Origin of the sequence: Salicibibacter cibarius (assembly GCF_016495725.1) — a bacterium.
Taxonomy (GTDB): Bacteria; Bacillota; Bacilli; order Bacillales; family Marinococcaceae; genus Salicibibacter; species Salicibibacter cibarius.
Window position 1 is genome coordinate 566,045 of record NZ_CP054705.1, and the last position, 12,473, is coordinate 578,517.

Annotated in this window: 11 protein-coding genes; 7 read left to right on the plus strand and 4 right to left on the minus strand. The window is 46.5% G+C overall.

The features are described 5' to 3' along the window. The first annotated feature begins 1 nt into the window (after position 1). Complete coding sequence (gene nadC / locus HUG15_RS03005; RefSeq protein WP_200126914.1) at positions 2 to 856, plus strand: carboxylating nicotinate-nucleotide diphosphorylase; 855 nt, start codon at positions 2 to 4, stop codon at positions 854 to 856. Continuing rightward, positions 843 to 1,943, plus strand: coding sequence for a quinolinate synthase NadA (gene nadA, locus HUG15_RS03010; protein ID WP_200126916.1), 1,101 nt, complete (start codon positions 843 to 845; stop codon positions 1,941 to 1,943). Before nadC ends, nadA begins: the two co-directional genes overlap by 14 nt. Before the next feature lie 154 nt (positions 1,944 to 2,097). Here the strand turns inward: nadA and HUG15_RS03015 are convergent, their stop codons facing one another. After that, on the minus strand, positions 2,098 to 3,219 hold the full coding sequence (locus HUG15_RS03015; protein ID WP_200125136.1) for an IS4 family transposase: 1,122 nt from the start codon (positions 3,217 to 3,219) through the stop codon (positions 2,098 to 2,100). Between the two features lie 229 nt (positions 3,220 to 3,448). Between HUG15_RS03015 and HUG15_RS03025 the strand changes: the two genes are divergently transcribed. From HUG15_RS03025 to HUG15_RS03045, 5 genes are all read left to right on the plus strand, one after another. Further along, a complete protein-coding gene (locus HUG15_RS03025) occupies positions 3,449 to 4,483 on the plus strand; it encodes a helix-turn-helix transcriptional regulator (protein WP_211202329.1) in 1,035 nt (344 codons plus the stop codon). A 165-nt stretch (positions 4,484 to 4,648) separates the two neighbouring features. Continuing rightward, positions 4,649 to 5,404 (plus strand): DeoR/GlpR family DNA-binding transcription regulator, encoded by a 756-nt coding sequence (locus HUG15_RS03030; protein WP_200126919.1) that lies wholly within the window; start codon positions 4,649 to 4,651, stop codon positions 5,402 to 5,404. Beyond that, positions 5,401 to 6,321, plus strand: coding sequence for a 1-phosphofructokinase (pfkB, locus tag HUG15_RS03035; protein WP_200126920.1), 921 nt, complete (start codon positions 5,401 to 5,403; stop codon positions 6,319 to 6,321). Before HUG15_RS03030 ends, pfkB begins: the two co-directional genes overlap by 4 nt. 11 nt (positions 6,322 to 6,332) lie before the next feature. After that, positions 6,333 to 8,222 (plus strand): PTS fructose transporter subunit IIABC, encoded by a 1,890-nt coding sequence (locus HUG15_RS03040; RefSeq protein WP_200126921.1) that lies wholly within the window; start codon positions 6,333 to 6,335, stop codon positions 8,220 to 8,222. Positions 8,223 to 8,344: 122 nt separating this feature from the next. After that, positions 8,345 to 8,803, plus strand: a complete 459-nt coding sequence (locus HUG15_RS03045; RefSeq protein WP_200126922.1) for a DUF4352 domain-containing protein — start codon at positions 8,345 to 8,347, stop codon at positions 8,801 to 8,803. A 156-nt stretch (positions 8,804 to 8,959) separates the two neighbouring features. On the opposite strand, the gene HUG15_RS03050 is transcribed toward HUG15_RS03045, so the two are convergent. From HUG15_RS03050 to HUG15_RS03060, 3 genes are all read right to left on the minus strand, one after another. Further along, the gene (locus tag HUG15_RS03050) at positions 8,960 to 9,139 is read right to left on the minus strand and encodes a small acid-soluble spore protein H (protein WP_200126924.1); all 180 of its coding nucleotides are present in this window, start codon (positions 9,137 to 9,139) and stop codon (positions 8,960 to 8,962) included. A gap of 49 nt (positions 9,140 to 9,188) precedes the next feature. Beyond that, positions 9,189 to 10,523 (minus strand): MATE family efflux transporter, encoded by a 1,335-nt coding sequence (locus HUG15_RS03055; RefSeq protein WP_200126926.1) that lies wholly within the window; start codon positions 10,521 to 10,523, stop codon positions 9,189 to 9,191. A gap of 887 nt (positions 10,524 to 11,410) precedes the next feature. Further along, on the minus strand, positions 11,411 to 12,289 hold the full coding sequence (locus HUG15_RS03060) for a universal stress protein (protein WP_200126928.1): 879 nt from the start codon (positions 12,287 to 12,289) through the stop codon (positions 11,411 to 11,413). Between the last annotated feature and the right edge of the window lie 184 nt (positions 12,290 to 12,473).

Sequence of the window (12,473 nt, forward strand, 5' to 3'; positions counted from 1 at the left end):
CATGAATCTTTTAAAAGCAAAAGAAAAACTACAATCATTTTTTATTGAAGACATTGGGGAACGTGATGTTTCAACGAGTTGGCTAAAGGACGAAACGACAACGGTTGATGTGATTGCCAAACAATCCGGAACCCTCGCAGGCATTGAATTGTTGTCACTTGGATATGAATTGTTGGATGAAAAGGCGGATGTAACAGTCTATAAATCAGATGGAGATAGGCTTAATGAAGGGGAACTTCTTGCGCGGATGAAAGGGCCGGCAGCTTCTATTCTCCAGGGCGAGCGCGTTCTTCTCAATCTCATTCAACGTATGAGCGGGGTTGCTACAGCAACAGCACAGGCGATTGCTGACCTAAATGACCCCGAGATCCGAATTTCTGATACCCGCAAAACAACACCGGGGTTGCGAATGTTCGAAAAATACGCTGTTCGTTGCGGCGGAGGTGCCAATCATCGATATGGCCTTTATGATGCGGTGATGATCAAGGACAACCATATTGATACTTGTGGTGGTTCTATCCACACAGCGGTGCAAAGAGTAAAAGCAACCGTTGGTCCGCTTGTGAAAATTGAAGTGGAAACCCGCGATGAACAGGAAGTCATGGATGCTGTGGCTGCGCAAGTGGATGTGATCATGTTTGACAATGCACCCCCCGACGTCGTTCGTCATTGGCAAAGCCACGTCCCGAAAACGATCAAGACCGAGGCATCCGGCGGCATTTCCCCGGACACCCTTCCCGGATATAGCGGCTGCGGCGTAGATTTTATATCGCTCGGTTATGTTACACATTCCGCTCAAGCTTTGGATATTAGTATGACTCACATGAAGGAGGAAGCATATCATGTCTTTGCTTGATGCCATAAAAAAAGAAGCAATGCCTGAAAAATACCATAAAATGGATGAGCAGATGTTACAATCACGCGCCCGGGCAGCGCGGGAAAAACTCGGAGAACACCTATTTATCCCCGGCCATCACTATCAACGTGATGAAATCATTGCTTTTGCCGATGCCAGTGGTGATTCATTGCAATTGGCGCAACGTTCAGCTGAAACTATCGCCGATTACATCGTCTTTTGCGGAGTGCATTTTATGGCTGAGACGGCGGATATTTTAACGGCAGATGCCCAAAAAGTAATCTTGCCCGATATGCGCGCCGGCTGTTCCATGGCCGACATGGCAGACATTCATCAGACCGAGCGTGCGTGGGAAGCGCTGACTGAACAATTTGGCGACACGATCTTGCCACTCACGTACGTAAACAGTACGGCGGCGATCAAAGCATTCTGCGGGCGTCACGGTGGAGCGACCGTTACATCTTCAAACGCGTCGGAGATGGTTAAAGAAGCACTCATACGCAAGGAACGGCTGTTATTTTTGCCGGACCAGCATCTCGGCCGCAACACTGCTTATGATCTCGGTATTCCGCTTGAGCAGATGATTGTGTGGGATCCGATTCGGGAAACATTCGAGGGCGAGCCCCATGATGAAATTAAAGTGATTCTTTGGAAGGGGCACTGCTCGGTTCATGAGAAGTTCACGGTCGATTATATGGAAACATTGCGCGAGGAGTATGAAGATTTGCAAGTGATGGTGCATCCGGAATGCAGCTGGGAAGTCGTCCAGGCCGCAGATCAGGATGGATCAACGAAGAAAATTATTGATACAGTTGCCTCGGCACCGTCCGGCACTACCTGGGCAATTGGAACAGAGATGAACCTCGTGCAACGGCTTGCGGACACACATAAAGATAAAACCATCATGTCTTTAAATCCAAACATGTGCCCGTGTCTCACCATGAACCGCATCGACCTTGCTCATTTCACCTGGTGCTTAGAAGAACTATTAGAAGGTAGAGTCGTTAATGAAATCAGCGTCGACGAAGCGACTGCAGCGGAGGCACGCACGGCCCTGGATCGTATGCTACACGCCTTCGCGATTTAAGGAAAATTCCCTCGATATTTCCCGGGAAATGTCGGGGGAATTTTAAATCGCAAAGGTGAAAATTAGCACTATGTTCCTAGTCATGCCTGCATGATTGTGATACAGACTCTTTAAAACAGGCGCGTTGATTTACCATTAAATTCCATACAATTACTTACGTAGGTGTCATGTTCTTCCTGTCATCTAGAAATTGAGCTAAGGTGTCTTTGACTTCCAATGGTGATGTACCAAGGATCAATTCCCGTGCAAATTGAATGAACGTACGCCGGGTCATCCGCCATACAGGTGCCAGCTGGTTGTATAAAAATCGCAGGACCATATAAACCATGATGGCGCAAAATAATTGCCCATAGACCGCATTCGGCGTCGTTCCAAAGAAGTGATTCAGATTCAAGTGTTGTTTGAGAAAGCGGTGAAAAAGCTCGATCTGCCAGCGTGCCTTATAGAGATCGGCGATATCTTCGGCAAAAAGGGTGCTGAGGTTTGTGGCCACCCGAAGGGTATTCCCTTCATCATCATAAAAACAAACGATACGAAACCGGTGATTGGACTGCTTCTTCCCTTTCCCTATTTTCGCTGAATAATCATCGAAAACTCTGGAATGTTCAGACGTTACACGTGGGATAGGCTCCCGCTCTTCGGTATAGATGGACGTTTTCAAGCGGATCACAAAGCCTTTGTCCTCGTCTTCAAGGTTATCGAAATCACGGATGGTGGCATAGGCGCGGTCTCGAACAGATGTGATCAATTGGTGCGAAAATGAATGAGCAACAGCCGCATCATGCGTCAATCCTTTGGAAGCCTCCACTTGGATCGGAAGCAGCGTATCCACACGGAAAAATGTATGCATTTTAACGCCGTTACGTTTCCCGTGATAAGGCGCCCATGGGAGCCGGTTTTCGCCTACGGTCATCGTCGTTGAATCCAGCGCTGCCAACGAAACCGGCAAGTCCATGGAACGACGAGTTTCCCGATTGAAACGGGAACCTAAAAGCTCCAGTATCTCTTTGACGGCTTCATAAGGAAGGATGCTAGCTTTTGTCGATAACGTCGTGTGATCAACGGCTTTGAGGCTCGGATCAATTTTGAGTTTGTTCTCGCTTTCACGGTAATTTTGCCATTGTTCACTTGACGCCAATAGCCAAAAGAAAATTTGATCGGTTCCCAGCCATTTTCGCCCGACTTCTTGGTAATCATGTGAACGAAGAATGTTCTCGATTTCTTCCATCGACACGAAGGATTTAAAAACCTTTAAAAGTGTGTTAGATTGTCCCATGAAGGCATCACTCCTTTGGTAGGGTTTACCTTTATGGTAATAGTGATGCCTTCATTTTTTTAAGTCATTTGCTTGGATAATTTTGGCTAATCAACGCGCCTGTCTTTAAAAGAAAGCGGTAAGAGGCTTCCGGAACAGCCGAACGTGCAACCGGGAGGGTAATGCGGAAATTTTTCAAATAGCTCGGCGTTTTCTTCTCAATGAATTGTACAATCGCGTGTAATCCATTGTGTTTTTTCATAATTTGAAGTCGGGAAGGAGAGAGCAGCTGGAGGAATCGACCAGGGATGTTGCAAAAACAGAGCGGCTTTTCACCAATCTTACTTTGCTAAGGGACAATTCAACGGTGACGGTGCGTGAACTTGCCGAATATTTCCATACGACTGTACGAACGATTTACCGTGATATGAAAGAGATTGACGCTTTGGGGTATCAATACATTACGGAAGGAAAACATGGCTACCGGTTGTTACAGAACCCTAATTCGCCCATTCGTTACCTGTCAAAAGAAGAATGGCTCGCACTTACGGTTTATCCCCAAATGTCCCAGGATATGACCGTACGTGATCATTCATACCATTGTGCGTATCGTTCCGGGATCGAGAAAATGAAGGACATTATAAAAGAACGTGATTCCGGAGATATGACGGCATTAAGGCAGGAACTCGGAAATCGCATTCGGTTTCACGACCAAGCCGGAGACAAAGATACGAATCGTGTGATGCCGGCACTTTTCCAGTCAATCACGGAAAATCGGGTACTCGAAATCGAATATTACGCGATCTATCGTGATGAAGTTTCGATCCGTAATATTCATCCCTATTACATTACGCCGCGCAGCGGTCATCTTTACGTCGTTGGTTATTGCGCGACTCGGAATGATTATCGTATTTTTCGACTGAATCGTATTCATGCCGCACGTGTCCGGAATGAAAAGTTTACGATGGAAGAAGGTTTCAACATTGACGATTACTTGTCCGCCCGTTGGTCGATTTTCGCCGATGATGAGGAGGAGACGACATTTGTCGTACGCTTTCATGAAGACATTGCCCGCTACGTAAAGGAATTCAACTTTTACGCAGATATGGAACTGAAGACTGAGGAAAATGGTTCGTTGCTGCTTACAACGACGTTACAAAGTACAAAAGAATTTATCCACTGGGTGCGAAGTTTCGGGCTCGATACTGAATTGTTGGAGCCCCAATACATACGCGAAGAATTACACACCTCTTTTAAACGGCAAAACGAGCGATATAAACGTTGAACAAAATTAGCGCCTAACCTCTTCGACATTTTTGTAGGGGTTAGGCGCTAAAATTTTACATTGATCGTTTTTGATTATTAATGGATTATAATGAACATTTATGATTGACTTTGAATGAAAATGAATATAAACTAAAGATGTAACCGCTTAACAAAGAGGTGGGCTATGTTAAATGTAGAACGACAGGAAGCAATCCTTCAAATGTTACGAGATAAAGAAAACGTTTCGATTTATCAATTGGTTGAGAAAACAAAGGCTTCAGAATCCACCATTCGCAGAGATTTAATCGAATTGGAAAAAGAACAACTGCTTAAAAGAGTGCACGGGGGTGCTTCCCTCGTAAAAAGGAGAAAAGAAGAGCCAACGATTTTGGAGAAAACATCTCAAAATCGGGAGGAAAAAAGAACGATTGCTAGCTATGCTGCTAGTCTTGTTCAGGACAAAGATTGTATTTTTCTCGATGCCGGGACGACAACCATCGAGATGATCCCTTTTCTGGAAAGCAAAGAAATTATTGTAGTGACGAACGGGACGCAGCATGTCCAGTTGCTCATTGATTATGGCATTGAAACGTATGTCACAGGTGGCAAGGTAAAAAAGGAAACGGCCGCGCTTATCGGCTCAAAAGTTGTAGATACGTTGTCGAAATACCGCTTTGACCAATGCTTCCTTGGTATGAACGGTATCCACGAACGGCTTGGTTATACGACCCCGGATCCGGAGGAAGCGATTGTAAAGGAAACCGTCATTCAGCTTGGAACTAAGTCATTTGTGCTCGCCGACCATTCGAAGCTTGGAGAAGTATCATTCGCAAAAGTTGCCGACCTTGCAGGAGCAGCTTTTATTACCTCAAACGTAGCACCGGACACCGACCGTGAACATTACCAAGAATATACGGAAGTAAGGACTGTGAAAATGTGATCTATACATTAACGCTTAATCCAGCGGTCGATTATATCGTGTGGATATCCGACTTTGAACTCGACCGCCTCAATCGATCGGAGAGTGATCTGAAGTATCCGGGAGGCAAAGGGATTAACGTGTCCAGGGTGCTCAATCGCCTCGGGCGAGATAATACGGCACTTGGCTTTGTCGGTGGTTTTACCGGCCGTTTTATAGAAGATTCCCTTGCAGCAGAGAACATTCGTACCGACTTTGTCTCCATAGAGGGAGACACCCGATTGAACATTAAATTAAAAACATCGACAGAAACCGAAATTAACGGACAGTCTCCACAAATTTCCTCAATAAATATGGAAGCATTAAAACAGCAACTCACATTGTTGAAAGAAGGAGACACAATCGTTTTGGCAGGAAGCTTACCTGAAACAGTGTCCCCCGGCACGTACCAAGACATTGTACACACATTGTCACCAAAAGGCATTCGTTGTTACGTCGATACAAATGGGGATGCATTATATGAAGCGTTGCGTGCACGGCCATTTTTTATTAAACCTAACCATTATGAACTTGCGGAGCTTTACAACGTTCCAATCGTATCGCCGGAACAAGCGGCTTTTTATGGAAAAAAACTGCAAACTGAATTCGGCATACCCCATGTCCTCGTTTCCATGGCAAGTCAGGGTGCCCTTTATATACACGAGGAAAAGGTCTATCACATTGAACCACCGGAGGGAAAACTCGTCAACTCCGTGGGGGCCGGTGATTCGACGGTCGCGGGGTTTCTCGCCAAGTATGAAGAGAACAACGATCCGCTGGGAGCGGCCGTGTATGCCGTTGCCACGGGGAGCGCGAGCGCTTTCTCCGAAGGGTTTTGCACGAAAACGGATGTGGATCGTTATTACAGCACCATGCACAGTGAACGTTTAGATTTCTAGGGGGGAGCATTGTGAAAATCACTGAATTATTACGTGCGGAGACGATGATCTTACATTTGGCATCTACCTCTAAGGACGATGTCATTGAGGAATTAACGTCCAAACTCGATGAAAATGGTTATTTAACCGACCGTGAAGGATTCACAACGGAAATTGTGAAACGCGAGGAAGAAAGTAGTACAGGGATCGGTGAAGGGGTTGCCATTCCCCATGCGAAAACGAGTGCCGTTAAAACGCCGGCGATCGTCTTTGGACGCTCGGAAGCAGGGGTTGATTACGATTCGCTAGACGGGCAGCCGGCATACCTTTTTTTCATGATCGCCGCAAGTGAAGGTGCCCATCAGGATCATTTGCAGACGTTATCACGGCTGTCGACGTTACTCATGGATGAATCGTTTCGTGCCCAATTGCTGGAAGCGGAGTCGAAAGAAACGATCTTGGCAGCCATTGATGAGAAGGAAAAAGAGAAACTCGGAAGCGAAGAAGAAAGCTCGGACTCGGAGGGAAATGAATATCCCCGTCTATTGGGGGTTACCGGTTGTCCAACCGGCATCGCCCATACGTATATGGCTGCCGATGGATTAAAGGATGAAGCCAAAAATCGAAACATCCGCATTAAAGTGGAGACGAATGGTTCTGATGGGGTGAAGGATCTCCTTACTGCAGAAGAAATTGCCGCTGCGGACGCGATCATCATCGCCGCTGACACAAAAGTAGACACCGACCGTTTTGATGGGAAACCGCTCATACAAGCAAGTGTTGGTGATGGCATTCGCAATGCTGCCTCATTGTTTGACCGGGCGATGAGCAAAGACGCTCCTATTCATCGGGGAGATGGCGGAAGTGGGGACGAATCTACCGCACGCTCCGGTAGCGGGGGTGGTGGTTTCGGGTTTTACAAACACTTGATGAACGGTGTCTCGCATATGTTGCCGTTTGTCGTTGGCGGCGGGATTTTGATTGCGTTGTCGTTTTTCTTTGGCGTTGATGCTGCCGATCCGGAATCATCGGATTATAATGTATTTGCCGCCGCTCTTGATTCCATTGGCAGTGAGCATGCCTTCGGGTTAATGGTTGCCGTGCTTGCCGGTTTTATCGCGATGAGCATCGCTGATCGTCCCGGTTTGGCGCCCGGCATGGTCGGTGGTTTTATGGCAACAACGGGAGACGCCGGTTTTATCGGCGGGATCATCGCCGGTTTCTTGGCCGGATATCTGATTTTAGGGTTGAAAAAATTATTTTCAGGTTTGCCCGCCACGTTTGACGGCATCAAAACGATTCTTTTTTATCCTTTGATCAGTATTTTTGTTATCGGCATTGTCATGCACTTCGTGCTTATTGAACCGCTCGCTGCCTTTACATTATTCCTTGAAAATTGGCTGGAGGGCATGCAGACCGGGAACATTGTCATCCTTGGCGTGATCCTCGGCGGGATGATGGCGGTGGACTTGGGTGGTCCGGTAAACAAAGCGGCGTTCACCTTTGGGCTTGCCATGATTGATGCCGGACAGTTTGGGCCTCATGCTGCGGTTATGGCCGGCGGGATGGTTCCGCCACTCGGCATTGCACTCGCGACCACTTTATTTAAAAATAAATTTACCGTTGAACAACGCGATTCTGGCCGAACTAATTATGTTTTAGGTTCATTCTTCGTCACCGAAGGGGCGATACCGTTTGCCGCGGCAGACCCAGGGCGAGTGCTTCCTTCTGCTATTGTTGGCTCCTCTGTTGCCGGAGGGCTTTCCCTGCTTTTCGGTGTGACACTACAAGCGGGGCACGGCGGGCTGATCACCATGTTGACGCCGGCAGTGACGAATACGCTCGGTTATATCATCGCGATCGTAGTCGGCGCGATTGTCACTGGCCTTATGCTTGGATTTTGGAAAAAATCATTGAAGTAATTTGTTTAGCGAAAGAAAACTATCGTGCATACAAAAAGGCTCCCGATACGGCCTATCGGGAGCTTGGTTTGGGAAGATAAAAAAAGTAAATCAATTTTCTTACTTGCATAAGTGCAACTAATATGTGCGGCATGGATATGGTTTTTGTCCTGCAGAACATAAATTTTTTCTCACCCCCTGACAGTAGTTGTCACCTTTATGCCTATACGGTAGAAGAAATAACGATCGGTGACACCATGAACTTTGATGGGTTTGATATTACGTTAAATGACGCTTACACCAGTGAAGGAGGTGAATTTGAGTCACCGGATAATGATCATTATGTCATTCTTGATCTCACGAATGACGAATCCGCAGACATCTCAACAATGCTACAAATGAGTCTTCAGGATGACGAAGGCTACACTCATGACGTAACGATATTTACGGAAGCGGAGGGCTCTCTCGATGGTGAAATTGGTCCGGATCGTGACAACCGCGGGGAAGTTCCATTTGATGTAAATGAATCGGGCGAATATGAGCTCGTATTTGAAAATCCGTTCACAAGCGGACAAGCCATTTGGACGACTGCTGATATTTAAGAAAAAAGAGTGAGGCCGCTGCTCAAGAAGCAGTGGCCTTATAGATTTATCAGGCTTTATCAGCCAAAAACGCCTCGATATCAGCCAAATATTAAAATATATCAGCGGAAAACATTAATATATCAGCCAAAACAAACGGTTTATCGGCCATTCCGATTAATGTTCCACCAGATTATTCACCGATACACTTTGTTCTTTTTCCGGTTGATCAACCGGAAAAACCCGCGCCATGCCGTTTTCTTCATCAACATGTTGAATATAAATCGGGGTTCCTTCATGTGTCACATGCTTCATATCCGGGGAGTGTGCAATTTCTTGCGCTCGTTGTTCATCCAAGATTTTATGCCTCCTTTTTCCTGCTTAGTATGTGTCATCCCTCGTCACCTTATGCTGCGTTTTTTGTTCTGAAATAATAGATGACGAGCAGGGCGGCGACAGTAACTTCCGCTAGCGGAACGGCAAACCAGGCAGCGTTTGTGTTGTCAAATAGGAAAGGGAGTGTAAAAAGAAAAAGAAGCATAAACACAATCCCGCGCCCGGCGGTGATGAGCACCGCTTTTTTTACATGCCCGATCGATTGAAAGTATGTCATCGCGACAAAATTTAACCCTAAGAAAAGGTACGAGAGAAAAAAGAGTCGAATTCCGGTGTGCGCGAGTTCCGCCACTTCGGCTGGTAAGTTCCCGAACACCTGGACGATCACATTCGCCCCCGCTTGGCCGATAATCATGAAAACAAACCCGACCGCTGTCCCTGTCATGATGCTCAAGCGCAACGCTTCTCTTTTTTTATCTGTCGCCCTTGCTCCATGATAATAACTGATGACCGGCTGCACACCTTGCCCTAAGCCAAGAAACAAGAGCAGCATCATCGTGTGCACGTAGTTAATGACGGAAAAGGCAGCGACTCCATCGGTTCCGAGCAACCATGAAAACGCGATATTATGTGCGATTGTGAAGATGGAGATGCCTAATTCCACGAGAAAACTCGGGAATCCGAGGGCTATCGTGATCAAAAACAACGCCTTCTCGAAGCGAACCTTCACGAACTTGAGGTTGTTTTTCTTTTGAAAGAAATGAATGCTGAGAACGAGGAATCCTAAGCCGGCTGCTATCATCGTCCCGAAGGCGATTTCTCGCAGCCCCCAGCCTAAGATATACAGCATTATGAAATTCATGATGAAATTAGAAACAGCTGTTGTGATCAAGGCAGCCATCGCGAGTGTCGGGCTTCCGTCATTACGGACGAAAATACTGCAAGCGTTCTCCAAAGTTAAAATAAGCCCAAACACTAAAAAGACGTTCAAGTATGCGGATGCATAGGGCGCGGTTTCCGCATTGGCACCAAGGGCAAAGACAAGTGGCTCATGAAAGGTTAACGCGGTTACACAGACAATAGCTGTTAATGCAATAATCAACATAACAGAGTGGGAGAAAATCTGGCGTGCCCGTTTATGTTCGCCGGCGCCCATCCGTTGCGAATAAAGGGTTGCCCCTCCGACGCCAATCCAAATCGATATTCCGACAAAAAGGGTATACACCGGGCTTGCGATATTAATGCCCGCGAGCGACAACGCCCCCAACTTGTTGCCGACCATGACCGCATCGACGACGTAATTCACCGCCATTAACATCATCCCGATCATGGATGGAAATAAGTAACGAAACAGTATTTTTCTAACGGGTTGTATATCTAACGGGTTAGAAATAGCAGTTGTCATTGATAAAAGGCTCCAGTTCATGAATGGTATCTACAATAGTTTAGCATTGAATGGCGATGGAAGAAATGAGGCGGGAGAGGAGCAAAGTAATCCCTCAAACGAAGGTCGAGCTGCACCGAGAGGAACAAGAGGATCAAAGTAATCCCTCAAACGGAGGTCGCGCTGTACCGAGAGGAACAAGGGAAGCAAAGTAATCCGTCAAACGAAGGTCGAGCTGTACCGAGAGGAACAAGAGGATCAAAGTAATCCCTCGAACGAAAGTCGAGCTGCACCGAGAGGAACAAGAGGAGCAAAGTAATCCGTCAAACGAAGGTCGAGCTGCACCGAGAGGAACAAGAAGAGCAAAGTAATCCGTCAAACGGAGGTCGCGCTGTACCGAGAGGAACAAGGGAAGCAAAGTAATCCCTCGAACGAAAGTCGAGCTGTACCGAGAGGAACAAGAGGATCAAAGTAATCCGTCAAACGGAGGTCGAACTGTACCGAGAGGAACAAGAAGAGCAAAGTAATCCCTCGAACGAAAGTCGAGCTGCACCGAGAGGAACAAGAGGAGCAAAGTAACCCCCTCTCTCCCAGAGAGTGAAGCCTGTCCTTTCAGAATGGGGTATGAGCACTGTCGGGAGGAATATGGGTATGGCGAACAAAGAGAGAATTTCTGATGCAGGCCAATAGTCAATCAAGGCTTTTGCAAGTCCGCTAATTTAATCGTGGGTTTGTGGTACGGCAAACAAAAAAATGTCCGAAGCAGATGATTAACCTCGGACAAGCGTTATGAGGCGCCCGGCTCACCTCCTATGCCGCTTGCTCTTTTTTCACACTATCAGAATGTATAAATTGTTCGGATGATAGTATAAGAAAAGACTTTGACTTTCGCCATCCTTGGCGATAAGTCAAGTTTTTCTAACGGTAATCACATCACAAGGGGACCGGCGCACCGCTGATTCGGCAACGCTTCCGGTAAAAAATCGTGATACTGCGTGTTGCCCCGTTTCCGCTGTGATCAGAAGGTCGCAGTTATTTTCAACTGTGAGGACACGGGGGACTTCAAGACGCGGATTCCCGGAACGTAAAATCGTTTGTACATCTTTCAACCCTTGACTTTCTGCTTGCTGTTTGTATTTTTTCAACATATTTTCCGACTCTTTTTGGGCTTCTGCCACGTAAGAGTGTTGATAGAAAGCGATATCCTTTGAGAACGTTCCCCATTCCGATACATGGGCGATGGTTAGCTTTGCCTGGTGAATATTAGCCATCTCTACGGCTGTTGCTAACGCATGCTCTGCTTGTTCGGAGCCGTCAACCGCTACGAGGATGCTCCGGTAGAGCGTGGCGTTTGTTTCGTTTTTAACGGTGAGGACATCGCAAGGGGACCGGCGCATGCATGCTTCAGTTACACTTCCGATGATCATTCGTTCCGCCGCGTTCCTTCCGCTTTCGCCAACAATCAATAAATCTATGTCATACTCTTTCGTCATCTTATCCGGAACCTCAAAACGGGGATTTCCGTTCCTTAAAATGGTTTGAACTTGTTTCAAACCGGCAGTTTCTGCTTCCTTTTTTGATTTTTCCAACAGGTCTTCGGCCGTCTTATTGTATTGGGACCACAAATCACCGTGATGAGGACCTGCCATAGTGGGGAAACTTCTTACATCAATCACATGGCTGATCAAAAGAGCGGAATTGTAGTGTTTCGCCAAGTCAACCGCTTTTGTCAATGCTTGATCGGATGATTTAGAGCCGTCAACGGTAACGAGAATGTGCTTGTACATAACTTTGGCCTCCTTGTGATAAATTTGTACCATCAATATTTCTTTTTTCTATCTATTATTATATACCCTTTTTCTATTATCCTGAATCAACATCTATCAATTAAATGATCAGGGAATCTCCTGCAAAGAATCGGGATATTCCCTAATACCCCGGAGAAGCTTTGTTTCCTATAATAAAAGTACC